The sequence below is a fragment of the Actinoplanes sp. NPDC051851 genome (genome assembly GCF_040681165.1).
Lineage (GTDB): Bacteria > Actinomycetota > Actinomycetes > Mycobacteriales > Micromonosporaceae > Actinoplanes.
Map to the genome: position 1 here is coordinate 67,764 of NZ_JBFAYF010000010.1, position 21,944 is coordinate 89,707.

General features: G+C 71.5%; 25 protein-coding genes, 1 pseudogene and 1 riboswitch. Of the genes and pseudogenes, 11 read left to right on the forward strand and 15 right to left on the reverse strand.

Going from position 1 to position 21,944, the window contains the following annotated elements; translation table 11 throughout:
- Nucleotides 1–67 precede the first annotated feature (67 nt).
- Together AB0M08_RS12880 and AB0M08_RS12885 are read left to right on the forward strand one after the other, a co-directional pair.
- A complete protein-coding gene (locus AB0M08_RS12880; protein ID WP_364492237.1) occupies nt 68–1,693 on the forward strand; it encodes a histidine kinase in 1,626 nt (541 codons plus the stop codon).
- Nucleotides 1,690–2,352 (forward strand): response regulator transcription factor, encoded by a 663-nt coding sequence (locus AB0M08_RS12885; RefSeq protein WP_364492239.1) that lies wholly within the window; start codon nt 1,690–1,692, stop codon nt 2,350–2,352. The genes AB0M08_RS12880 and AB0M08_RS12885 overlap by 4 nt, the downstream gene beginning before the upstream one ends.
- A 63-nt stretch (nt 2,353–2,415) precedes the next feature.
- On the opposite strand, the gene AB0M08_RS12890 is transcribed toward AB0M08_RS12885, so the two are convergent.
- Complete coding sequence (locus AB0M08_RS12890; protein ID WP_364492241.1) at nt 2,416–3,453, reverse strand: 2-oxoglutarate and iron-dependent oxygenase domain-containing protein; 1,038 nt, start codon at nt 3,451–3,453, stop codon at nt 2,416–2,418.
- Nucleotides 3,454–3,579: 126 nt separating this feature from the next.
- On the opposite strand from AB0M08_RS12890, the gene AB0M08_RS12895 reads away from it, so the two are divergent.
- A complete protein-coding gene (locus AB0M08_RS12895) occupies nt 3,580–4,545 on the forward strand; it encodes a helix-turn-helix transcriptional regulator (protein WP_364492243.1) in 966 nt (321 codons plus the stop codon).
- A 152-nt stretch (nt 4,546–4,697) separates the two neighbouring features.
- On the opposite strand, the gene gcvH is transcribed toward AB0M08_RS12895, so the two are convergent.
- A complete protein-coding gene (gene gcvH, locus AB0M08_RS12900) occupies nt 4,698–5,048 on the reverse strand; it encodes a glycine cleavage system protein GcvH (RefSeq protein ID WP_364492245.1) in 351 nt (116 codons plus the stop codon).
- Complete coding sequence (gene gcvT, locus AB0M08_RS12905; RefSeq protein WP_364492247.1) at nt 5,048–6,112, reverse strand: glycine cleavage system aminomethyltransferase GcvT; 1,065 nt, start codon at nt 6,110–6,112, stop codon at nt 5,048–5,050. Before gcvT ends, gcvH begins: the two co-directional genes overlap by 1 nt.
- Before the next feature lie 129 nt (nt 6,113–6,241).
- Nucleotides 6,242–6,339: riboswitch (glycine riboswitch) on the reverse strand.
- A gap of 39 nt (nt 6,340–6,378) precedes the next feature.
- Here gcvT and AB0M08_RS12910 point away from each other — a divergent pair.
- Complete coding sequence (locus AB0M08_RS12910) at nt 6,379–6,561, forward strand: hypothetical protein (RefSeq protein WP_364492249.1); 183 nt, start codon at nt 6,379–6,381, stop codon at nt 6,559–6,561.
- Here AB0M08_RS12910 and AB0M08_RS12915 read toward each other — a convergent pair.
- Nucleotides 6,558–6,902: a metalloregulator ArsR/SmtB family transcription factor gene (locus tag AB0M08_RS12915; protein WP_364492251.1), complete on the reverse strand. Its 345-nt coding sequence runs from the start codon at nt 6,900–6,902 to the stop codon at nt 6,558–6,560. The genes AB0M08_RS12910 and AB0M08_RS12915 overlap by 4 nt on opposite strands.
- 77 nt (nt 6,903–6,979) lie before the next feature.
- On the opposite strand from AB0M08_RS12915, the gene AB0M08_RS12920 reads away from it, so the two are divergent.
- Complete coding sequence (locus AB0M08_RS12920) at nt 6,980–9,403, forward strand: HAD-IC family P-type ATPase (RefSeq protein WP_364492253.1); 2,424 nt, start codon at nt 6,980–6,982, stop codon at nt 9,401–9,403.
- A gap of 81 nt (nt 9,404–9,484) precedes the next feature.
- On the opposite strand, the gene AB0M08_RS12925 is transcribed toward AB0M08_RS12920, so the two are convergent.
- Nucleotides 9,485–9,787, reverse strand: a complete 303-nt coding sequence (locus AB0M08_RS12925) for a hypothetical protein (RefSeq protein WP_364492255.1) — start codon at nt 9,785–9,787, stop codon at nt 9,485–9,487.
- A gap of 111 nt (nt 9,788–9,898) precedes the next feature.
- Here AB0M08_RS12925 and AB0M08_RS12930 point away from each other — a divergent pair, with 111 nt between their 5' ends.
- Nucleotides 9,899–11,089, forward strand: coding sequence for an MFS transporter (locus AB0M08_RS12930; protein WP_364492257.1), 1,191 nt, complete (start codon nt 9,899–9,901; stop codon nt 11,087–11,089).
- Here AB0M08_RS12930 and AB0M08_RS12935 read toward each other — a convergent pair.
- Nucleotides 11,079–11,879 carry a PrsW family glutamic-type intramembrane protease gene (locus AB0M08_RS12935; protein WP_364492259.1) on the reverse strand — a complete coding sequence of 267 codons (801 nt, stop codon included), beginning with the start codon at nt 11,877–11,879 and terminating at the stop codon, nt 11,079–11,081. The genes AB0M08_RS12930 and AB0M08_RS12935 overlap by 11 nt on opposite strands.
- Before the next feature lie 188 nt (nt 11,880–12,067).
- Here AB0M08_RS12935 and AB0M08_RS12940 point away from each other — a divergent pair.
- Together AB0M08_RS12940 and AB0M08_RS12945 are read left to right on the forward strand one after the other, a co-directional pair.
- Nucleotides 12,068–12,259: pseudogene (locus AB0M08_RS12940) on the forward strand (zinc ribbon domain-containing protein); the annotation flags it as partial.
- A gap of 14 nt (nt 12,260–12,273) precedes the next feature.
- Nucleotides 12,274–12,465 carry a hypothetical protein gene (locus AB0M08_RS12945; protein WP_364492408.1) on the forward strand — a complete coding sequence of 64 codons (192 nt, stop codon included), beginning with the start codon at nt 12,274–12,276 and terminating at the stop codon, nt 12,463–12,465.
- 21 nt (nt 12,466–12,486) lie between these two features.
- Here AB0M08_RS12945 and AB0M08_RS12950 read toward each other — a convergent pair whose 3' ends face one another.
- Nucleotides 12,487–13,488 carry a hypothetical protein gene (locus tag AB0M08_RS12950; protein ID WP_364492261.1) on the reverse strand — a complete coding sequence of 334 codons (1,002 nt, stop codon included), beginning with the start codon at nt 13,486–13,488 and terminating at the stop codon, nt 12,487–12,489.
- Nucleotides 13,489–13,518: 30 nt separating this feature from the next.
- Complete coding sequence (locus AB0M08_RS12955) at nt 13,519–14,028, reverse strand: MarR family transcriptional regulator (protein ID WP_364492263.1); 510 nt, start codon at nt 14,026–14,028, stop codon at nt 13,519–13,521.
- A 58-nt stretch (nt 14,029–14,086) separates the two neighbouring features.
- On the opposite strand from AB0M08_RS12955, the gene AB0M08_RS12960 reads away from it, so the two are divergent.
- Nucleotides 14,087–15,109, forward strand: coding sequence for an FUSC family protein (locus AB0M08_RS12960; RefSeq protein ID WP_364492265.1), 1,023 nt, complete (start codon nt 14,087–14,089; stop codon nt 15,107–15,109).
- Here the strand turns inward: AB0M08_RS12960 and AB0M08_RS12965 are convergent.
- Both AB0M08_RS12965 and AB0M08_RS12970 read right to left on the reverse strand, forming a co-directional pair.
- The gene (locus AB0M08_RS12965; RefSeq protein ID WP_364492267.1) at nt 15,069–15,890 is read right to left on the reverse strand and encodes an aminotransferase class IV; all 822 of its coding nucleotides are present in this window, start codon (nt 15,888–15,890) and stop codon (nt 15,069–15,071) included. The two genes, AB0M08_RS12960 and AB0M08_RS12965, sit on opposite strands and share 41 nt — an antisense overlap.
- Before the next feature lie 7 nt (nt 15,891–15,897).
- On the reverse strand, nt 15,898–16,383 hold the full coding sequence (locus AB0M08_RS12970) for a nucleoside deaminase (protein WP_364492269.1): 486 nt from the start codon (nt 16,381–16,383) through the stop codon (nt 15,898–15,900).
- Between the two features lie 287 nt (nt 16,384–16,670).
- Here AB0M08_RS12970 and AB0M08_RS12975 point away from each other — a divergent pair, with 287 nt between their 5' ends.
- Nucleotides 16,671–17,849 carry an MFS transporter gene (locus AB0M08_RS12975; protein WP_364492271.1) on the forward strand — a complete coding sequence of 393 codons (1,179 nt, stop codon included), beginning with the start codon at nt 16,671–16,673 and terminating at the stop codon, nt 17,847–17,849.
- Here AB0M08_RS12975 and AB0M08_RS12980 read toward each other — a convergent pair.
- On the reverse strand, nt 17,829–18,428 hold the full coding sequence (locus tag AB0M08_RS12980) for a TetR/AcrR family transcriptional regulator (RefSeq protein WP_364492273.1): 600 nt from the start codon (nt 18,426–18,428) through the stop codon (nt 17,829–17,831). The genes AB0M08_RS12975 and AB0M08_RS12980 overlap by 21 nt on opposite strands.
- A gap of 71 nt (nt 18,429–18,499) precedes the next feature.
- Between AB0M08_RS12980 and AB0M08_RS12985 the strand changes: the two genes are divergently transcribed.
- On the forward strand, nt 18,500–19,927 hold the full coding sequence (locus AB0M08_RS12985; RefSeq protein ID WP_364492275.1) for an MDR family MFS transporter: 1,428 nt from the start codon (nt 18,500–18,502) through the stop codon (nt 19,925–19,927).
- Between the two features lie 167 nt (nt 19,928–20,094).
- Here the strand turns inward: AB0M08_RS12985 and AB0M08_RS12990 are convergent, their stop codons facing one another.
- From AB0M08_RS12990 to AB0M08_RS13005, 4 genes are all read right to left on the reverse strand, one after another.
- Nucleotides 20,095–20,472, reverse strand: a complete 378-nt coding sequence (locus AB0M08_RS12990; protein WP_364492405.1) for an SDR family oxidoreductase — start codon at nt 20,470–20,472, stop codon at nt 20,095–20,097.
- Nucleotides 20,406–20,696 carry an SDR family NAD(P)-dependent oxidoreductase gene (locus AB0M08_RS12995; RefSeq protein WP_364492406.1) on the reverse strand — a complete coding sequence of 97 codons (291 nt, stop codon included), beginning with the start codon at nt 20,694–20,696 and terminating at the stop codon, nt 20,406–20,408. Before AB0M08_RS12995 ends, AB0M08_RS12990 begins: the two co-directional genes overlap by 67 nt.
- 126 nt (nt 20,697–20,822) lie before the next feature.
- A complete protein-coding gene (locus tag AB0M08_RS13000; RefSeq protein ID WP_364492277.1) occupies nt 20,823–21,020 on the reverse strand; it encodes a DUF397 domain-containing protein in 198 nt (65 codons plus the stop codon).
- Between the two features lie 14 nt (nt 21,021–21,034).
- Nucleotides 21,035–21,913 (reverse strand): helix-turn-helix transcriptional regulator, encoded by an 879-nt coding sequence (locus AB0M08_RS13005; protein ID WP_364492279.1) that lies wholly within the window; start codon nt 21,911–21,913, stop codon nt 21,035–21,037.
- Nucleotides 21,914–21,944: the final 31 nt, after the last annotated feature.

Consider the following 21,944-nt stretch of genomic DNA (forward strand, 5'->3'; position numbering starts at 1 on the left):
ACGGTCGTACGCGAGCGTCATACCGTGGTCCGACGGCAGGACGGTCCGACACGCATAGACTCAGGTCATGCCGTGGATCGATGAGCTTTACCGCCGGGTCCGGGCCCGCTGGTGGCTCATCACCGACGTCGCCCTGACCGTCATCCTCACCGTCCTCACCCTGTCGTATGCGGACAGCGACAAGGACGGCCCGTGGCTCGTGTTCGCCGTGCCGATGGTGCTGGGCCTGCTCGTCCGCCGCCCGTGGCCGCTGGCCGCGCTGATCATGACGGTCGTGGGGGCGCTCGGCCACCACCTGACCGACTTCTCCGGTGCCGAGCCGCTCGACCTGGCCGTGCCGATCACGCTCTTCACCCTGGCCGACGCGGATCACCTGCGGCGGACGGCGACCCGGGCGTTCGCCGTCCTGATCGCCCTCGTCGTGCTGCTGAGCGTGCCGCAGCCGTTCCTGCACCCGGAGAAGGCCACCTCGGTCGCCCGCACCGAGCGGGTGCTCAAGCGGAACGCCCTCCCGGTGCTGCCGATCGGCCCCGTCGCCCGCGCCGTCGAGCCGCCGGACGAGGTGGAGGAGACCAGCACCCGGATCTTCGCGACGGTGTGGCGCTCCGCCGGACTGATCTTCCTGCTCGGCTTCGCGTTCCTGCTCGGCGCCAACACCCGGGGCCGCCGGCTGCACCTGCGGACGCTGGAGCAGCGCGCCACCGACCTGGAGCGCGAGCAGCGGCAGCGGGTGGCGCTGGCGACCGCGGCCGAGCGGGCCCGGATCACCCGCGAGCTGCACGACGTGGTGGCACACGGGCTCTCGGTCATGGTGGTCCAGGCGCAGGGCGGCGCGGCGGCCCTGCGCCGGCATCCCGAGCGGACCGAGACGGCCCTGCAGAACGTGATCACCACCGGTCGCTCCTCGCTGGAGGAGATGCGCCGCCTGCTCGCCGTCGCCCGCCAGGACCCGGCCGCCGACCCGGAGCTGGCCCCGGCCCCGGGCGTCGAGGCCCTCCCGGACCTGGTCGACACGATCCGCGCGGCCGGCACCCCGGTCACGTTCGCGGTCGAGGGCGACCCGATCCCGCTGCCCGCCGCGCTGGACCTCTCGGCGTACCGCATCGCCCAGGAGGCCCTGACGAACACGCTGAAGCACGCCGGCACCGGCGCCCGCGCCACGGTCCGCCTGGGCTTCCACCCCGACCACGTGGAGATCGAGATCAACGACACCGGCGCACGCCCGCGCCCCTCGCCCCGAAAGCCGGCCCCCGCAGCCACCGCCCCACATCGGCCCAACACCCCGACAGCACCCCAGCGCTCAGCAGCCCCCAACCCGGCAGCCCTCAGCCCGGCAGCCCTCAGCCCGGCAGCCCTCAACCCGGCAGCCCTCAACCCAGCGCTCCTCAGCCCGTCAGTCCAGTCACGATCCGCCGAACCGCAGAGAGCCCACGGCTCGGTGGCCACGTCATCGAGCGACGTGGCCGACCTGGCACGCGACCTCGCGAACCCGGCGCTGTCGGACGAGCCCGGCCGAACGCACGGACTGGGCAGGGCAAACGAACCGGACTGGGCGGACGAGCCGGGACGGGCGAACGGGAACGGGTTGCGCGGGATACGGGAGCGGGTCGGGCTGCTCGGGGGCGAGCTGAGCGCGGGACCTGTGGCGGCGGGCGGATTCCGGGTGTGGGCCGTGCTCCCGCTGAGCCCGTGAGCATCCGGGTCGTGCTCGTCGACGACCAGGTGCTGGTCCGGACCGGGTTCCGGATGATCCTCGACGAGACCGACGACATCGACGTGGTCGGCGAGGCCGGTGACGGGGCCGCCGCGCTGGAGGTGACCGCGCACACCCGGCCGGACGTGGTGCTCATGGACGTACGGATGCCCGGCATGGACGGGATCACCGCGACCCAGCGGATCCGCGCGCTCAGCCCGGCGCCCCGCGTGATCATCCTGACCACGTTCGACCTGGACGACTACCTCTTCTCCGGTCTGCGTGCCGGGGCCAGCGGATTCCTGCTCAAGGACACCCTGGCGGCCGACCTGGTCGCGGCGGTCCGCGTGGTCGTCTCCGGTGAGGCGGTCACCGCGCCGACCGCCACCCGCCGGCTGATCGCCCACTACGTGTCCGCCCCGGCCACCCCGGACCACGCCGACCGCTCGGGCGACCGGCTCGCGGCCCTGACCAGCCGCGAGCGGGAGGTCCTGACGCTGATCGCGCGCGGGCTCTCCAACGCCGAGATCTCGGTCGAGCTGCGCCTGGCGGAGGGCACGGTCAAGACCCACATCGGCCGCATCCTGGCCAAACTCGACCTGCGCGACCGCGTCCAGGCGGTCATCCTGGGCTACGAGTGCGGCCTGGTGAGCCCCTGACGCCTCCCCCGCAGCTCCGGTGTGAAACCGCGCCGGTCCAGGGCTTCGACACCGAGCGCGGTGTCAGCCTGGGCCGGCGGCACGGACCCGGGCGGCCTCGCGTGACGCGCCGAGGTTCTTCACGCCGGCGCGGGAGCCGTTCAGCTTGGCGGTGATGTGCTCCTTGACCGTCACCGGGTCGTACCGGAAGCCCTCGCCTTTGAAGTGTGGCAGGGTCTCGATCAGCGCCTCGACGTTGCCGTCGTGGAAGAAGGCCGCCGAGCGCCGCCTTTCGATCATCCCGTTGATCACCGGTGGCTTGACCCGGTGCAGGGTCGACATCCAGACGTCGTTGGTGAGGCGCGCGGCGATGTCGCCCAGGTTGACCAGGAGCGCGCCCTCCGCGGGCTGCACGTCGTGCCAGACGCCGTCGGTGCCGAGCACCTGGAGTCCCGCGATCCGGTCGGCCCAGAGCACGGTGACGATCCCGAAGTCGGTGTGCTCGCCCATGCCGATGAGATCCGCGCCCAGGTCGATCTCGCCCGGGTCCAGCGCGTAGTTGTTCATCCGGAGCACGTCGAGCGAGTGCCCGGCGAACCGCTCGAAGAACGCCGCGTCCACGCCGAGCGCCACCGCGATGATGTCGGTCAGCGTGTGCGCGACCCGGCGGGCCTCGGCGAAGTACGGCTCCACGAGTGCACGGAATGCGTCGTCCGGCCACGTATTCGGTGCATAGTCCGCCGCGGAGACCCCGCTTCCGGGATAATCGGCCGCGCTCGCCCCCACGTTGTACGCCTCGAAGAAGTCGTTCATCCGGGTGACCGGGTCCACCCCGAGGCTGTAACTCAGCGATTCACTCTTCGGGGGGCTGTAACCGCGATCTTCGGCCGCCGGACGGACATATCGCTTCTTCTCGGCGAGGGGCCGGCCGAAGAAGTCGTCGATGGCCCGTGCGAGCCCGGCGATCGCCGAATCCGGCACGCCATGCCCGGTGACCTGCATGAACCCGACCGTGCGGCAGGCCCGATCGAGTTCCCGGGCGACCCGCTCCCGCTCCTGGGGCGAACCGTTCCCGACCCAGGCGCCGATGTCCACGATCGGGACGAAGAATGCGGACGTCATACCCCGGATTGTGGCCGGGGGTTGTTTCCGGCGTGCTTCGTATGGCAGGACTGGAACACGGATAACGTCAACCTGGGTTTCGTAATCCGGACAGCCCATGCGTGATTCGTGCGGAGGGAGGGTGCGGTGGCGGAGCAGTCGTTCGGCCGGATCGAACTGGAGACGCGGGACCTGGATCAGGTGACCGAGTTGATCCGGGGCCGATACGTCGACAACCGGCCACGCGTACTCCAGGGCGCCCGCGATTTCGTGTTCCGGTCCCAGGCCGCCTGGGCCGACCAGCTGACCGTCGACCACATGACGTACGGCGCGACGATGGCGATCAGTGCCGACCCGTTCCGGACCGTCCTGATCGTCACCGTTCTGGACGGCGTCTTCGACGTGACCGCGGGCCGGGAGCACTGCCGCGCCGGGCCCGGCGGCTCGGTGCTCTACCTGCCCAACATCGGCCTCGACGTGGTGATGGACCGGATGACCCTCCAGGTGGTCCAGTTCCCGACGGCGATCCCGACCCGGCTGGCCAGCCGCCTCGGCATCGACCCGGCCGACTTCCGTTTCGAGCGGATGACCCCGGTCTCGGAGACCGCCAACCACCAGTGGCAGACCACGGTCGTCTTCCTCACCCGCCTGCTCGCCGCCGCCGGCCCGGCCGAGATCCCGCCGCTGATGCTCAACGCGACCCTGGAGACGACCGCCGCCGCCGCGCTGTCGACCTTCCCGAACACCACGATGACCATGGACTACATCGCCGGCCCGGGCCAGTCGACCCCGGCCGTGGTCCGGCGTGCGATGGACTACATCGACGCGCACGCGGGCGAGCCGATCCTGCTGGAACAGGTCGCCGCGGCGTCGGGCGTCGGCGTCCGCGCTCTGCAGTCCGCGTTCAGCCGTCACCGCGACACGACGCCGATGGCCTACCTGCGCCGCGTCCGCCTGGAGGGTGCACACCGCGACCTGCAGGCCGCCGACTGGTCGGGCGGCGAGACGGTGGCCGGCATCGCCGAACGCTGGGGCTTCGGTTCCCCGAGCCGCTTCGCCGCGGACTACCGCAAACTCTTCGGCAGAACCCCCAGTCAAACCCTTCAAGCCTGATCACGTACGGCCACACCTCCCCCGACCGCAACGATCCCCGCTCCCCGCCTCCGGCGGCTACCGCCCACCGCCTGCTCCGGCCCCCGCCGCGATGGGTGGCTTCCCGGGTGGCGGGGCGCGCCGACTCGGCCCGCCCCGCCACCACACGGGGGCTAACCCGCGGTCAGGGCGGTGTACTCCTGCTCGGAGAGGGTGTCCGGCTCGCCGGTGACGCGGAGTTTGAAGAGCCAGCCGGCGCCGTGCGGGTCACTGTTGATCAGGCCCGGGTCGTCCTCGAGGGCCGGGTTGACCTCGACGACCTCGCCGTCGGCCGGGGCGTAGACGTCGCTGACCGACTTGGTGGACTCGATCTCGCCGGCCACGCCGCCCGCGGTCAGGACCCGGCCCACCTCGGGCAGGTCGACGAAGACGATGTCGCCGAGCGCGTCGGCGGCGTACGCGGTGATCCCGACCGTGACGATCTCGTCGCCGGTCAGCCACTCGTGCTCACGGGTGAAACGCATCAGGACTCCCGGCGGTAGAACGGCAGATCGACGATGGTGGCCTCCTCGTGGGTGCCACGGATGTCCACGAGGACCTTCCCACCCGTTTTATCCGCATGAGTCGCTACATATGCCATGGCGATCGGGTGACCCAGCGTCGGCGAGGGCGCCCCGCTGGTCACCGAGCCGATCGCCGCGCCGGTCTCCGGGTCGAGAATCGCGTACCCGGCCCGTGGGGCCCGGCGGCCGGCCGTCACCAGGCCGACGAGCTGCTTCTCGACACCGGCGGCGGCGACCGCCCGCAGGGCCTGCGCCCCGACGAAGTCCCGCTTGCCGAGCGCCACCACCCGGCCCAGTCCGGCGTGGAACGGCGTGACCGAGACCGACAACTCGTGGCCGTAGAGCGGCATGCCCGCCTCCAGGCGCAGCGTGTCCCGGCAGGCCAGACCGGCGGGACGGGCCCCGGCGGCGCTCGCCCACTCCCAGATCGTCGCGGCGTCCCCGGCGGCGCAGTAGATCTCGTACCCGTCCTCGCCGGTGTACCCGGTCCGCGCCAGCAGCACGTCCCGCCCGGCCAGCGACGCCTCGGTGATCCCGTAGTACGGCAGGTCCGGGAAGTCACCGACGACCGTACGCGCGGCCGGGCCCTGCACGGCGATCAGCGCGCCGTCCGACGGGTCGCCGATCGACACCGCGTATCCGCCGGAGTGCTCGCCGAGCATCGCGCGGACCTTACCCGTGTTCGCCGCGTTCGCCACCACCAGGAAACGATTCTCGGCGAGCCGGTAGACGACGAGATCGTCGAGCACACCGCCGTTCGTGTGGCAGAGCATCGTGTACCGGGCGCGGCCGACCGTCACCGCGGAGAGCCGGCCGACGAGCGCGTAGTCGAGGAACGCCGCGGCGTCCGTTCCGGCGACCTCGAGGCGTCCCATGTGGCTCAGGTCGAACAGGCCGGCTTCTCGCCGTACCGAGGAATGCTCTGCCACATCGGAGCCGTAGCGGACCGGCATGGCCCAGCCCGCGAAGGGGGTGAAGGAGGCGCCGAGGCGCTGATGGACGTCGTACAGGGCGGTGCGTCTCACGGGGGAGGCTCCTCGAATCGGTTTCCGGGCCTCCCTCGCTCTGTCATGGGGCCTGAGAGGTTCACCGTTCTTCCGAACGGCTTGCACCGTGGGCGCGGACTCCGAGGAGCCCGACTTTCCAGAGTCGCCTGAACCATTGCGGTACTGGGGCCTGAGAGATTCTGAGGAAGTAGTTGCTCCTTCGGCGCCCCGTTCACAGGAAACGGGGACTCTCCCGCAGCGGCAGTCGCGGCGATGTCTTCACTTGTGAAACGGGACCCTACCGCATGCCCACTCACCACGCCGCTGACCGGGCATTCGGCAGCCAGACGGTGCTGACGATGGCGAGCTGCATGGTGGCGTTCACACGCGCCACGGCCGGGGCGATCGCCACCCGGCACCTCGATCCGATCGCCGACGCCGATACCGGGCCCGGCCCTCTCCTCCGCCCGGAGACGATCGACCGCTAGGCCGGCTGGGCCGTGGGGCGTTCCGGGTCGATGTGGTCGGCGTGGTGCAGCGCCTGGGACAGCAGGCGCCGGACGTGCTCGTCGGCGGCCGAGTAGTACATGAACGTGCCCTGCCGCCGCGCCGTGACCAGGCGGGACATCCGCAGCTTGGCCAGGTGCTGACTGACCGCCGTCGGGGACGTCCCGGCGATCTCGGCCAGGCAGGCGACCGACGACTCACCCTGCAGCAGCGCCCAGAGCACCTTGATCCGCGTCGGGTCGGCGAGCAGCCGGAACGTCTCGGCGGCGAGGTCGACCTGCTCGTCGTCGGGCATGTCGAAGTCCGGTAACCGCTCGTGCATGCCGGCCAGCCTATCCCACCACCCTTCTGCATACGTACTTGCGTATCTACGTGTCTGCGCAGGTATGCTTCCGGCCCGTGACGATCTTCTCGCTACCGGAAGTTCGATGGGCCACCGCCGCGACCGCGCTCTTCGGGCTCGGACTCGCCGTCCAGCTGGGCGGCGGCCCGGCCGGGGTGTGGTGGGCCTGCTACCTGGCCTGCTACGCCGCGGGCGGCTGGGAACCGGGCCTGGCCGGACTGCGGGAACTCCGCGCCCGGCGTCTCGACGTCGACCTGCTGATGGTCACCGCCGCGATCGGGGCGGCGGCGATCGGCCAGGTCCTCGAAGGCGCCCTGCTGATCGTCATCTTCGCGACGTCCGGGGCACTCGAGGCGCTGGCGACCCGGCGTACCGAGGACTCGGTCCGGCGCCTGCTCGACCTGGCCCCGGAACGTGCGTCACGACTCATCACACCCACACCGTCGCCACCCGCACCACCGTCAGCCGCACCGTCTCCAGCCGCACCACCGTCAGCCGGCACAGAGCCAGCCGGCACAGAGCCAGTCGGCGCAGAGCCAGTCGGCGCAGAGCCAGTCGGCGCAGAGCCCGCCAGCGCTACGGCCGCCAGCGCTACGGCCGCCAGCGCTACGGCCACGGGCGCGGAGGCCACCGGCGCAGAGCCGTCCGGCGCAGAGCCGTCCGGCGCAGAGCCGTCCGGCGCAGAGCCGTCCGGCGCAGAGCCGTCCGGCGCAGAGGCCGCCGGGGAGGAGTTGGTCGACGCGGTCGATCTTCGCGTGGGCGATGTGATCGCGGTACGGCCGGGCGAGCGGATCGGCGGGGACGGCCACGTCGTGGCGGGCCGGAGCGAGGTCGATCAGGCGAGCATCACCGGGGAGCCGCTGCCGGTCGACAAGCAGCCCGGCGACGAGGTCTTCGCCGGAACGGTCAACGGCACCGGTAGCCTGCGCGTCCGGATAGCGCGCCCGGCCGCGGAGAGCGTGGTGGCGAGGATCGTCGCGATGGTCGCGGAGGCGAGCGCCACCAAGGCGAAGACGCAGCTCTTCATCGAACGCGTCGAGCAGCGCTACTCGATCGCCATGGTCGCCGGCACGGTCGCCCTCTTCACGATCCCGCTGCTTCTCGGCGCGGCCCTGGAGCCGACCCTGCTGCGGGCGATGACCTTCATGATCGTGGCGTCCCCGTGCGCGATCGTGCTCGCGACGATGCCGCCACTGCTCTCCGCGATCGCCACCGCAGGACGGAACGGCGTGCTGGTCAAGTCCACGGTCGTGATGGAACGCCTGGCCACGGTCACGCGAGTGGCTTTCGACAAGACCGGCACTCTCAGTCAAGGTCAACCGCGGCTTGTCAGCGTACGCAAGCTGTCTGGTCTTGATCTTAATGAGCCGGAGATCGTGGCCCTGGCAGCCTCGGCGGAGGCGCCCTCGGAGCATCCACTCGCCCGGGCCGTCGTCGCTGCAGCCGTTTCGCCGCTGCTCCCGGCGCAGTCGTTCGCTTCGCTGCCGGGCCAGGGGATCACGGCGATCGTCGAGGGACGGGTGATCGAAATCGGCAACCCACACCGGCTACTCGCTCGCCGTCGCATACACCCAGACTCTGCGCCGACCCTGACCTTCTCCTCGCTCCCACCCTCCCCCTCGATCTCGCTCTCGCTCTCCCCCTCACCGTCGTCATCGCCCTCCGTGTCCGCACAGGCCTCACCCTCCGCGGTGGAGGCTGCCGAAGTCGCCACCAAGACCGTCGCCGAAGCCGCCACCAAGCCCGCCATCGGGGCCGCCGTCGAAGTCGCCACCAAGGCCGTCGCCGAAGCCGCCATCGGGGCCGTCGCCGAAGTCGCCATCGGGGCCGTCGCCGAGGTCGTCGCCGGGCTCGAACGGCGGGGTGAGACCGCGGTGCTGGTGGTGATCGACGGCGTGCCGGCCGCCGTACTCGGCTTCACCGACCGGATCCGGACCGGCGCGGCCCCGGCCGTCGGCGCATTGCACACCCTGACCGGCGCCGCACCGATGCTGCTGACCGGCGACAATCCCACCGCCGCCGGCCGCATCGCCGCCGACCTGGGCATCACGGAGGTCCACGCCGGACTGCTCCCGGAGGAGAAGGTCTCGCACGTACGCCGGCAGGCCGCCGCCGGGCACCACGTCCTCCTGGTCGGCGACGGCGTGAACGACGCGCCCGCCCTGGCCGCCGCGCACACCGGCATCGCGATGGGCCGCTCCGGTGCCGACCTCACCGTAGCCACCGCAGACGCTGTCCTGGTCGGCGACGACCTGACCGCCATCCCCGCGGTGATCGCCCTGTCCCGCCGCGCCCGCCGCCTGGTGATCGCCAACCTGATCACCGCGGCTGCCTTCATCGCCGTCCTGGTCACCTGGGACCTCGCCGGCAACCTGCCACTCCCCCTCGGCGTAGCCGGCCACGAGGGTTCCACGGTGATCGTCGGCCTCAACGGCCTCCGCCTACTCCGCGACGCGGCCTGGCGTAACGGCCGACCGTGACTCCGCCTGGCGTAACGGCCGACCGTGACTCCGCCTGGCGTAACAGGCGAGCGTGACTCCGCCTGGCGGAGCGGGCGAGCGTCAGGAGGTGGCCATCCTGATCAGAGCGTTCCCGCCGAGCAACAGCACGTCCGCCGCGGCCACCAGCATCATACTCCGCTGCAGGTGCTGGGCCGCCGTGCCCGGGTCGGCGGTGGTCAGGCCGCGCGAGACCAGGTAGATCGCCGCCAGGATCAGCGGGATGCCGACGATCAGCAGCGAACCCACCTGGCCGGGCGTGTCGCCGCCGATCACCAGCATGGTGACCATCACCGTGGGCAGGATGCCGAAGAAGAGCAGGGCAAGGACGGCATACCAGCGCAGCGGGCCGATCTCGTTCGTCACCCGAGGATCGTAGCCGGGCGGTGCCGCATCCCCACCCGGAGCGGTCGCCGTCGTCCCGGCGTCACCGGAATCCGGTTGAGGCGGGGGCCGTGGGCTGGCACGGTTCCCCACGTGGCCGCCGCAGCACCGTTCCGCTGGTTCCTCGCCGGGCAGGCGGTCTCCATGGCGGGGAGCGCGATGGCGCCGGTCGCGCTGGCGTTCGGGGTGCTCGGGCTCACCCACAGCGCGGTCTGGCTCTCCGTCGTCACCACGTCGGCGTTGATCCCGATGGTCGCCACGCTCCTCCTCGGTGGCGGGGTGGCCGACCGGTATCCGCGCGACACCGTCCTCCGGCTGACCAGTGTCGCTGCCGGGCTGACCCAGGCCGGGGTCGCCGCTCTGCTGCTCACACACCGGCATCCGGCGTTCCTGATCCCGCTCTCGGTGCTCAACGGCGTCGCGCAGGGACTCATCCGGCCCACGCTGCGGGGCATCCTGGCGAACCTGGTGGACAGCGCCGGACTGCAGCGCGCCAGTTCGCTGCTCTCCTCGGCCGGCAATGTCACGGCGATCCTCGGGCCAGCCGCCGCAGGGCTCCTGACCGCGTCGGTCGGTGGGGGCTGGGCGATCGCCGTGGACGCGGCGTCGTTCCTGGTCGCGGCCGCGTGCTTCGGGCGGATGGCGCTACCCCGGCTACCGGCGCGCACCCGCGACAGCCCCGGGATGATCGCCGAGCTGCGCCAGGGGTGGGGCTACTTCCGTTCGCACGCCTGGATCTGGTCGGTGACCATGGGGTTCGCCGTCTTCAACGGTCTCAACCGGGCGATCTGGCAGATCCTCGGCCCGGTGATCGCCGCCGTCACCATCGGCCCCCAGGGCTGGGGACTGGTCCTGAGCACCCGCGGGGCCGGTGCGCTCCTCGGCGCCGCGATCATGGTGAGACTGCCGCTGCGGCGCCCGATGATCCCGGCCCTGACCGCGATGTCCGTCGCCGCGCTCCCGCTGATCCTGCTCGGCGCCGGCGCGTCCACGGTATGGCTGGCGCTCTCCGCGTTCGTCGGCGGCGTCGCCACCGAGCTCTTCACGGTCGTCTGGACCACGGTCAACAACGTCCACATCCCCGAGCGCCTCCTCTCCCGGGTCGGGGCGCACGACGAGTTCTGGTCGACCGCACCGGCTCCGCTCGGTCAGCTCGCCACGCCGTTCCTCGCCGCGGTCTTCGGATCGGCGGCGACCGCCATCGCCGGCGGCACCATCGCGGCGGTCGCCATCCTGCTGCCGCTGACGGTGCCGGCATTGCGCGAGATCGAGATCAGGAGGTAGCGGGCGCCGGGGCGGCGAGGAGAGGCTGGAAGGTGCGGTAGCGGCGCAGCAGGATGGCGAGCCAGCCGAGGCTCAGGACGGCCAGGACCGCGTAGGTCAGGACGTTGCCGAAGGAGTCCCAGGTGGTGTGGAGGACGACGGCGCCCGCGAAGGTGGCCAGGAAGGTGAGGAAGCGCTTGATGGTGGGGGCACTCAGGAACATCCAGAGCGCGCCGACGGTCAGGCCGGTCCAGGCGGTGTGGCCCGCCGGAGCGGTCAGTCCGCGGACGAACAGGGTCTCCTCGACGGAACCGACGTTGCCGCCGGAGGAGAGCAGCGCCGTGAACGCGTAGCCCATCGTCTCCAGGGCGGCGAAGCCCATACCGCTGGCGATACCGATGATCAGGCCGTCCGAGGGGAGGCGACGGGCGTGCCGGACCACGACCGTGGTGAGGAGGAGGATCGGGACGATCAGCTTGGCGGACTCCTCGATCAGTGCGACCAGGATCATCGGGAGGGTGCCGAGGTCACGGAGGGCGTCGTACTCCAGGGTGCCGGCGACCACCACGCCGATCACGCCGCCGAAGAAGGCCGTCACCATCAGGACCGAGGCGGGCACCTGCCACTGGCCGGTGCGCCCCTGCGCGAAGGTGAGGAACGCGGCCGGGACCACGCTGGCGCCGAGCAGGATCAGGGCCGGGACGAGGTTCGGGTTCTGGGTGTGCACCAGGGTGCGCAGCACCAGGAAGTAGAGCGCCAGGCCGACGACGAGCACGCCCATCCAGGCCCAGCGCCGATACCGGTCACGCATGACATGCCTCCATAGTCGGTAACGCCTTCATCATCGACGCTGCGGAGGGTTCCGGCATCGACTGATCGACGCACCTCATTCCCGCTTCTCCGGGCCGCGAAGGCCGGATGTGAGCGGACGCACCAAAGACGGCGGGCACACCAGAAGACGGCGGGCGCGCCGAAAGACGGGCGCGCGGAACGCGTAGGGTGACCGCGAGATCGTGGGGACGGGGAAGGCAGCGATACGTACGGCTGTGCGCTTGCTCCGACCGCCGAGCAGCTCGCGGCGACAAGACGTGCTCGGCGTGCGGCGCGGTCAACGCCGGGCTCACCCCGGCCGACCGGTCGTGGGCCTGCCGGTGCGGCACCACCCACGACCGGGACCACAACGCGGCACGCAACCTGCTCGCCGCGTGGACACCGACGACGGTCCGCTCAACATCCCGAACTCCGCGCTGCTCGCGTCGGCGGTCGGCCCGTTCGAGGGGACGCTGCCCGCGAGCACGGCGGACGACGGCGCGGACACCACGGAGGAGGGTTCGGACACCGGGGCGGCAGTCATCACGGCGGCGGCTACCGAGGCGTCCCGGAGACATCACGACTGATCAGAGCAGCAGCACGACTGATCAGAGCAGCAGGCGGCGGTACAGGTTCCGGACGGCGGCCTCCTGATCGGGGCCGGTCGTGGCGTAGTGGTCCAGGCCCGGCGTGCCGTTCACCTCCAGGACGGCGTACTCGCCCTCGCCGCCCGTGATGTCGGCGCAGACCAGGTCCACGCCGCAGAGGCGCAGGCCGAAGAGGGCGGCGGTACGCGCGGCGAGCACCCGCCAGCGTTCGTGCACCGTGGTCGTGACGTCCACCGCCGTGCCGCCCGCGGAGAGGTTGGCGACGTCCAGCAGGCGCGCCCGCTCGCCGACCGAGAGCACCGCGTCCCACGTCAGGCCGAGCCGGTCCAGGCGCCGGGCGATCCGCGGGTCGTGCAGCTGGAGCGAGGTGTCCCGGCCGGTGCTCCGCCGCTCCTGCAACAGCGCGCTCAGGAGGTCCTTCACCGTCAGCACGCCGTCGCCGGTGACGGTCAACGGCTCTCTCCGGTACGCGAAGACCAGCGCCCCGTCGAGTATGACCAGCCGGTAGTCCGGGAGGTCGATCGCCTTCTCGACCAGCATCACCCGCACCCGCTCCTGGTCGAAGACGGACACCACCCGGGCCAGTTCGGTCTCGTCGACGACCCGCCAGACGTTCCGCCCCTTCGATCCGTCGACGGGTTTCACATAGACCGGATAGCCGGTCGTCTCACGGATGTACGCGGCGGCCTGATCGGTCGTACGGGAAAAGGCCAGGCGCTCGGCCCACCAGCGGAGCAGAAAGGCCTCGCCCGGCGGGGTGGAGATCCCGGCGAGAAGCAGAAAATGCTTCGTGTACGCCTTGTCCTTGACCACGTCGTTCGACGCACCGGGATTGATGCCCACGTCATTGCCGCGGATCATCCGATGGCTGCCGTCGACATATCCGATCATCGCGGCGTACCCGTAATCGGGCTCGACCTGAATGCTGTCCACCGTGGTCAGCGCCCCCTCGGCGAACAGCGACATCAGCACGCGGGTGAGGTACGGGTAATGAGACGCCACGCCATTCCACAATAGTGCCCGCCGCCCCGATCACCCATCTTCGGCGCGCTTTCCCTCCTCCTCGACGAGGACCGCGAGCAGGCGCCGCAGCCCGGTGTCGAGGGCCGCCCTGTCGGTTTCCGGCAGTTCGCCGAGCCACGCGTTCTCCAACCGGACGATCTCGTCGAGCGCCGGGAAGACCGTGGCGCTCCCCCGCCCGGTCAGCTCGATCACCACGCTGCGCCCGTCCTGGTGGTGCGGGCGGCGCCGAACCATCTCGGTCGCCTCGACCTGGCGCAGGCGCTTGGTGACCGCCGCCCTGGTCAGGTGCAGTTCGTCGGCGATCCGGGCCGGGGAGACCGGTTCACCGGCGCGCGCCAGCACGGCGAGCACCTCGAAACCCGCGCGGTCCACGCCGTACCCGGAAAGGGCGGTGTCGGTGAGGCCGCGCACCAGGTTGTTGATGCGCAGGATGCGCACGAAGGCGCCGGGAAGCCGATCGCCGATCTCGGGCCGTGAGAGTCGCCACCTTGCCTGGGCTTCATCCACCTCGTCGGTCATGCTCGCATAGTAGTTAACCAGTTCACTACTTTGCCACGAAACCGACGGGAGGAGCGTGATGACGACAGCCCTGTTACCGCGGCCACGCCAGTTCTGGCACGTCAACCGGCATGCGGGTGATCACCACCCGGCGCTGCGGATGGCCGTGTCGTCGATGGTGCCGATGGTCGCGCTGGTCCTCGCCGGGCACGCGTCGTGGAGCGCGTGGGCCGTGCTCGGCACGATGGCCGCGATCTACGGGCGCCTCGACACGCCCTGGCGGCGGCTCCGGGTTCAGGTCGCGGTCGGCCTGACGCTGGTCACGCTGGTCGTCGCGGGCACCGCCCTCGCCGCCGCGGACGCCTCCGGCTGGACGCTCGTGCTCTGCACCGCACTGGTCGCCGGCGCCGCCACGGTGCTGACCGATCTCGGTCGCTGGGCACCGACCGGGCCGCTCTTCCCGGTGCTGGTCTTCGGTGCGAGCTCGGCCCAGACGGTCACCACGTCGGACGTACGGATCGCCGGTCTGGTCGCGCTCGGCGCCCTGGCCTGGGCGCTCACCGTGACCGCGGTGGCCGGCGCCGTCGACCTGCCCGGCGCGCCCCCGCAGCAGCTGCCGCCACCCAGGGCCGGTGCCCGCCTGATCACTCTGCACACGGCGGTCTGCCTGGTGGCCGTGGCACTCGCCGGTTCGGTCTCGGTCCTGGCCGGCTGGCAGCACCCCGCGTGGGCGATGGTCGCCGCGGTCGTGCCGGTCGTCGGGCGCACCACCAGCGGCCAGCTACTGCGGGCCGGCCAGCGCCTGCTCGGCACCCTGGCCGGCGTCCTGGTCGCGGGCGTGCTCTACGCGATCCCGTTCACGCCGCTCACCGCGGCGCTCGTCCTCGGCACACTGCTCTTCGGCGCCGAACTGCTGATCGCCCGCAACTACGCCCTGGCCCTGCTCTGCATCACACCGGCGACCATCGGGCTCGCCCACCCGTCCGGTTCGGATCAGCTCTGGTCACTGCTGGCCGACCGCACCCTGGAGAACGCCACCGGCATCGCCGTCGTGGTCCTGCTCATCCTGGCCACCCACCGCCTGCGCCACCCGCGCCCGTGAGTTCATCCCCGTCAACGGCGGACCACGCGCGTCGGAGCAGGTCGGTCAGGGTTGGGTGACCCGGGAGGCCGACACCGTCCACGCTTCCGATCGGCTGCGCCGGGCTGTGCGAGTTGACCGCCACCGCACCCCGCATCCGGGGCAGATCCGTCAGGGTCAAGACCTTTTCGGCGTACGGGATCCGAAGCTCTTCCAGGCCGATCTTGAGCACGCGCATGGTGATCCCGCCGAGCACCGGGGCATCCGGCCAGATCACCCGCTCGCCGTCCCAGAAGGCGACGTTCCAGACCGTGCCCTCCCGCAGGTCGCCGTCCCGCCCGACGAAGAGCGCGTCGTCGAACCCGGCCCGCCGCGCCTCCCGGGCGTGGTAGGTCAGCCCGAGCGTCGCCACATGCTTGAGCTGCGACAACTCCCGCTCGTAGACCACGGTCCGCACCCGCAGCGGTGCCCTCGCTACGTCCGGAACGGGCTCGGAGACGGAGACCATGACGTCGGCGACACCGCCAGCGGCCGCCAGCGGCAGGACCGTCACCCGGACCGAGGCGTCCCGCAGATCCCGGAGGGCGCGCACGATCAACGCGACGACGGTGCCGTCGCCGGGCGGCGCGAGCTCGGGGAAGAGCACCGCCGACGCCGCACGGAGCCGGTCGAGATGGAACGCGAGCCCGGCCACCCGGCGGTCGCGGACCTGCATCGAGGTGAAGTGCCCGTAGTTCCAGGTGGCGGCCCGGTGCAGGCCGTCGAGGCCGGGCGGGACGCCGTTGATCTCAACGTAGGCCACCGGCTGCTCAGTCCCAGAAGCCGTGGTGGACCTCGGTGGCGCTGGGGAGGGGGACCGGGCCGTCGACGGTGATCGGGCGGCCGCCGCGGGCGAAGACCTCGCGGGAGGGCAGGCGCAGGGGCGGGACGCCCTCCTCCTCCTCGACCATGGTGGCCAGGTCGGCCTCGGAGAGCGCGAACGCCACCCGCCCGATGCCGGACCAGTAGATCGCGCCGGCGCACATCGCGCACGGCTCGGTGCTGGTGTAGAGGGTGCTCCCGGCGAGTGTGGCGCGGTCCAGTCTCCCGGCCAGGCGGACCAGGTTGGTCTCGGCGTGGCCGGTCGGATCGGATTCGGTCACCACGGTGTTGCGGGCCTCGATCACCGTCCCGTCCGCGGTGACCAGCAGCGAGCCGAACGGGTGGTTGCCGCCCCGGCGTGCCTCCCAGGCGAGCGCGACGGCCCGCTCCAGGTACGCCTCGTCCGCCGCCGTGATCCCGCTCGCCGTCACCATGATCGCGATCCTATCGGTCGCCGCGGTACAGGTTGCCGACTCTACGGAGGACGACGACCTCAGCGATTCTGCTCGCCGGCCATTCTCACCGCGGCCGCAATCGGGTTACCGTGACCCGGTGAATCCGCCCGAGGCCGTCGCCGCCGCCTACGCCCAGTGGATCACACCGGACCTGCCGCTCTACGGCGACGACCACACCCGCTCCGACTTCGCTCCCTGATCCGGGCCGTTCCCCGCCGACAGCCCACGTCAGACTCCTATCCCCCATCCCGGGAGCGAAAACACCCATGCCGGAGACCACCGGTGTGCGCGCCGTCCTGCGCGCCCCGCACGTACCCCTCGCCCTCGTCGCCAGCCAGATCGGCCGCCTGCCGCTGGCGTCCGCGCCGCTCGCGCTGCTCGTCTTCGCCCGTCAGGCGCAGAGCCTCACGCTCGCCGGGGTGATCGTCGCCGTCTACACCGCCGGCATGGCGATCAGTGCGCCGCTGCTCGCCCGCCTCGTCGACCGGTGGCGGCAACCGCCGGTGCTCTGGGGCTCCGCGCTCGTCTCGGCGGCCGGGTTCGTGCTGATCGCGGTCGGCGGGCACGCGATTCCGCCGACGCTGATCGGCGCGTTCGTGGCCGGGCTCGGCACGCCGCCGCTGGAGGCCTGCCTGCGGGCGCTCTGGCCGGTGCTGGTGCCGTCGTCGCTGGTCCCGGCCGCCTACACGCTGGACATCGCGGTTCAGGAGATCATCTTCGTGGTCGGGCCGCTGATCACCCTGGCGGCGGGCGCGGCCGGCGGGCCGACGGCGGGGCTGCTCACCGCGGCGGCACTCCAGGTCATCGGGGTCGCGGCTTTCGGGCTCACCCCCGCCGTACGTCAATGGCACGGGAAGCAGACGCGGCGGCACTGGGCCGGACCACTGAGGGTCTGGCAGTTTTCGATCATGATCGTCGGCGTCTCCTGCGTGGGCGCGGCGGTCGGCAGCCTGCCGGTGGCGCTGACCGGATACGCCGAGGCCGCGGGCGATCGCTCACTCACCGGCTGGCTGCTCGCGGCGCAGGCCGGTGGCGCGCTGATCGGCGGCCTGATCTACACGCGAGTGACGCCCGGTGACGTCCGGCGGCTGCCGGTGCTCGCCGGAGTCTTCGCGATCGGGTATCTCCCGCTGCTGCTCACCCCGGGTCCGGTACTGATGGGCGGGCTCTCCGCGATCAGCGGGCTGATGCTGCCGCCGCTGCTCACCGCGGTGTTCCTGGCGGCCGACCGGCTGGCGCCGGCCGGGACCGCGGTGGAGGCCTTCGCCTGGATCATGACCGCCTTCACCGTGGGGAGCGCGCTGGGTGCCGCGATCACCGGTCCGTTGACCGCGTCGCTTCCGACGTACGGCTTCGCGTTCGCACCGGCCGTCGGGGCGATCTCCGTGGTGGCCATGCTGATCGTCGCCCGTGACCGGAAGTCATCAGTCGACGCGCGGCGCTGACAGACCCAGGACCGGCAGCCACACCTCGTCGACGATCTCGATGATCGTCTCGTCGGGGACGCCCTGCATGGTCATGAACAGCTCGTGCCGGAACAGGTCGAACGGCAGGGTCACCACGCGCGGCGAACGCGGCATCCCGGGCAGTTCGCCGCGCTCGACCGCGCGCCGGAGGAGCACTTCGAGGGTGTTCGGGCGGCCCGGCGGGCGGAGCCGGTCCCGCAGGTCGCGGAAGCTGCTGCCGGTGCTGTTGAAGTACTCCATCAGCTGCGCGCTGATCATCGAGAGCAGCGCGGCGCGGCCCTCGTTGGCGTTGCGCATGAAGCCGATCACGTCGTCGCGGAGGTTCCCGGTGTCCGGCACCTCGATCACCCGGGCCCACCAGAACTTCTGCAGCGTGGCGAGCATCAGGTCCTCGCGCTGCGGCCAGCGGCGGTAGAGCACCGGACGACTGGTGCCGGCCCGCGCCGCGATCGCCTCGAAGGTGAAGCCGTGGTAGCCGTTCTCCCGCAGCACGTCCCACGCGGCGTCGAGGATCGCGTCCTCGAGTTCGGGGCCGCGACGGCGGCTCTTAAGAGTCACTTGCGTATCTTATCGCACCGGTCTACGGTGGCCTCGTTAGATACAGTCGCGTACCTTAAGGGCGGCTCGCCATGACCTCTCCCGCACTCCCCTCGCCCGACCGCAGCGCCATGCGGACCGCCGTCGCGGTGCTCGTCGGCGGCATCGCGGTCATCCTCGACTCGACGATCGTCAGCGTGGCGCTGCACGAACTCGCCGCCGACCTGGACGCCGGGGTCGGCACCATCCAGTGGGTGTCCACCGCCTACCTGCTCGCGCTCGGCGTGGTGATCCCGGTCGTCGGCTGGCTGCAGGGCAGGCTCGGCGCCAAGCGCCTCTGGATGGCGGCGCTCACCCTGTTCCTGCTCGGCTCGGTGCTCTGCTCGTTCGCCTGGAGCGCCGGCAGCCTGATCGGCTTCCGCGTCGTCCAGGGCATCGGCGGCGGCGTGATGATCCCGCTGATGACCACGATGATCATGCAGGCCGCGCAGGGCGCCGACCGGAACCGCCTGATGGCGATGATCGCGCTGCCCACCGCGGTAGGACCGATCCTCGGCCCGGTGATCGGCGGCCTGATCCTCGGCGCCGGCGACTGGCAGTGGCTCTTCCTGGTCAACGTGCCGCTCTGCCTGATCGGCCTGCTGCTCGCCGGGCGGATGATCCCGGCCGACGAGCCGGGACGCCGCGTCAAGCTCGACGTGGTCGGCCTGATCCTGCTGCCGCCCGCCCTGGTCGCGCTGCTCTGGGGCCTCTCCAACGTCACCGGCGACGGCGGGTTCGCGCAGGCCGACGTCTACCTGCCGCTGATCGGCGGCGCGCTGCTGCTGGTGGCGTTCGTCGTCTGGGCGCTGCGGCACCCCGGCGACGCGCTGGTCGACCTCGGGGTGCTGCGGTCCCGCCCGACCTGGGCCGCGACCACGCTGATGTTCCTCTCCGGCGCCTCGCTGTACGGCGCGATGCTGCTGCTCCCGCTCTACTGGCAGGAGCTGCGCGGCGAGGACGCCCTCGGCGCCGGCCTGCTGCTGATCCCGCAGGGCGTCGGGTCGCTGCTCAGCCGTGGTGTCGCCGCCAAGCTGCTGGACCGGATCGCCGCCCGCTGGGTCGCGTTCCTCGGGTTCGTCCTGGTCGGGGTCGCCACGGTGCCGTTCGCCCTGGCCGGCGCGGAGACCACCACCGGGATCCTGATGGTCACGCTCTTCGTCCGCGGCCTGGGCCTGGGCATGGTGATGATCCCGCTGATGACGGTCGCCTTCGTCGGCCTGGACCGGGAGCGGATGCCGCACGCCAGCACGGTCACCCGGATCGCCCAGCAGGTCGGCGGCTCGGTCGGGGTGGCCCTGCTCGCGGTGATCCTGTCGACGTCGGCGACCGGTAGCGGCTCGCTGACCACGGGCTTCCAGACCGCCTTCTGGTGGACGGTCGGCTTCACCGGTTTCGCCGTCCTGCTCTCCTTCGTCCTCCCGGCCGGCACGACGGCCCTCCCGTCGACGGCACCCGCGCCGGCCGCTGCCACCCGCTGACGGCCGGAGCGGGTAGCTCGGGCGGGTCGGCGCGGTCGGCGCAGGCCGGACGGCAGGCGTACGAGAGCGCAAGCGCGGATCGCCCCGACCACAGCGAGGACCTGACCGAAATGGACCAGCAGGAACAGCCCCGAGGACCAGCCGCGACCCGGTACCGCGGGGGTTGGTCAGGAGAAGGGGCCACGGACCGTGACGCCGCCGTCCACGCCGAGGCTCTGGCCGGTGATGTAGGCGGAGAGCGGAGAAGCCAGGTAGACCACGGCGGCGGCCGCGTCGTCCGGGATGCCCAGACGGCCCAGCGGGATCTCCGGCACCTCGGCCGCCGCCGGGCCGTTGTTCGCGACCGCCGTCGAGATGGCACCGCAGGCGACCACGTTCATCCGGATGCGCTCCGGGGCGTACTCGGCAGCGACCGTCTTGGCGAGGCTCGCCAGCCCGGCCTTGGACACGCCGTAGGCCGCCTGCATCGGCGCGGCCATCACCCCGGAGACCGAGCCGACGCTGACGATGGTGCCGCCACCGCCCTGCTCCAGAAACGCGGTGATCGCGGCGCGAGCGGCCCGGGCCCACCGGCGAGGCCGACGGCCCGGGCGCCGTTCTCGATCAGCTCGGCGGCGGCCGCCTCCGCGCGCTCCGGCAGCAGGTCCGCGACGGCCACGGCCGCTCCGGCGGCCGCGAAGGCCCGGGAGATCGCCCGGCCGATCCCCTCGCCGCCGCCCCCGATGATCAGAGCGTTCTTTCCGGCCAGGGGACGCAGGAAGTCGATCACCAGGGAATTCTTCCATATCGATGCCCGAGAGAGCGATGCCCACGAGAGCGACGCCCGAGAGAGCGATGCGCGGGGAAAGCGGAGGGCGCGGCCGTGTGGAAACGGCCGCGCCCCGCCGGGGAACGGTCAGTTGTCGAACGTGCCGGCCTTCGTTCCGGAGAGGAATGACTGCCAGGCGGAGGGGCTGAAGGTGAGGGCGGGGCCGGAGGGGTCCTTGGAATCACGAACGGCGACGACGTCGGGCAGGTTGCTGGCCACCTCGACGCAGTTACCGGATGAACCCGACCGGATGCTCTTACGCCACACCGCGTGGGACAGGTCCATTCTTGCCTTCTTTCCTACTGTGTCGGCAGGTCTGCAGCGATCTTGCCGAGTTTGTCCCGGCTCTCCGCCGGGCCCAGCGCGAGCGCTTGCAGCTGTTCATACGCGGCCGAGTATGCGGAAAGTTCGGCGGGACGTTCGAGATATAACGCTCCGGTGAGCGTGTCGACGTAGACCATCCGGTCCTCGGCGGCGTCCGGATAGGGCGCGGGCAGCGGCGGGAAATCGAGGATGACGAAACTGCCGTCGAAGCCGAAACCGGCCGTGTACGGCAACAACTGCACCTGGATGTGGGTCCGCTGTGAATCGCCGATGAGGCGGTCGATCTGCGCTTTCATCACGGCGGGTCCACCGACCAGGCGCCGCACGGCCCCCTCGTCTATCACCACCCGCAACAGCGGCGGGTCGTCGGAGGCGAGAATGGCCTGCCGGTCCATCCGGAGTGCGACCTGCCGCTCCACCTCCTCGTCGCGCATCGGCACCGGTGCACCACGAAACGCGGCCCGCGCATAGTCCTCCGTTTGGAGTAGGCCCGGAACCATCTGGCACTCGTAGGTGCGGATCACCGACGCCTCGGACTCCATGCCGACGAACGTGGCGAACCAGTTCGGCAGCACGTCGGTGTAGTGCTGCCACCATCCGCGCTGCTTCGCCTGCCGGGCCACGGCGATCACCGCCTCGGCCTGCTCGCCACTGATCTGGTAGAGGGAGAGCAGTGCGCGTACGTCGTTGGGATGGGGTCTGACCTCGGCGTTCTCGATACGGGAGAGCCAGCTGGAGTCGTGGTCGACCCGGCGCGCGGCCTCCCCCGAGGTCAGGCCGGCAGCGGTACGCAGCTGCCGGAGCGTCAGGGCGAGGCGTCGCCTTCGGACAGTGGGGCTCTGGCGTTGCGTCACCGGAGCATCTTCCCGTCAACCCCCTCCCCCG

Bases quoted from the DNA above. Each gene is read 5' to 3' on its own strand.
- AB0M08_RS12880 (WP_364492237.1), top strand. From the start codon at position 68: ATGCCGTGGATCGATGAGCTTTACCGCCGGGTCCGGGCCCGCTGGTGG.
- AB0M08_RS12890 (WP_364492241.1), bottom strand. From the start codon at position 3,453: ATGACGTCCGCATTCTTCGTCCCGATCGTGGACATCGGCGCCTGGGTC.
- gcvH (WP_364492245.1), bottom strand. From the start codon at position 5,048: ATGCGTTTCACCCGTGAGCACGAGTGGCTGACCGGCGACGAGATCGTC.
- AB0M08_RS12910 (WP_364492249.1), top strand. From the start codon at position 6,379: ATGCCCACTCACCACGCCGCTGACCGGGCATTCGGCAGCCAGACGGTG.
- AB0M08_RS12915 (WP_364492251.1), bottom strand. From the start codon at position 6,902: ATGCACGAGCGGTTACCGGACTTCGACATGCCCGACGACGAGCAGGTC.
- AB0M08_RS12935 (WP_364492259.1), bottom strand. From the start codon at position 11,879: ATGCGTGACCGGTATCGGCGCTGGGCCTGGATGGGCGTGCTCGTCGTC.
- AB0M08_RS12955 (WP_364492263.1), bottom strand. From the start codon at position 14,028: ATGACCGACGAGGTGGATGAAGCCCAGGCAAGGTGGCGACTCTCACGG.
- AB0M08_RS12960 (WP_364492265.1), top strand. From the start codon at position 14,087: ATGACGACAGCCCTGTTACCGCGGCCACGCCAGTTCTGGCACGTCAAC.
- AB0M08_RS12970 (WP_364492269.1), bottom strand. From the start codon at position 16,383: ATGGTGACGGCGAGCGGGATCACGGCGGCGGACGAGGCGTACCTGGAG.
- AB0M08_RS12975 (WP_364492271.1), top strand. From the start codon at position 16,671: ATGCCGGAGACCACCGGTGTGCGCGCCGTCCTGCGCGCCCCGCACGTA.
- AB0M08_RS12985 (WP_364492275.1), top strand. From the start codon at position 18,500: ATGACCTCTCCCGCACTCCCCTCGCCCGACCGCAGCGCCATGCGGACC.
- AB0M08_RS13000 (WP_364492277.1), bottom strand. From the start codon at position 21,020: ATGGACCTGTCCCACGCGGTGTGGCGTAAGAGCATCCGGTCGGGTTCA.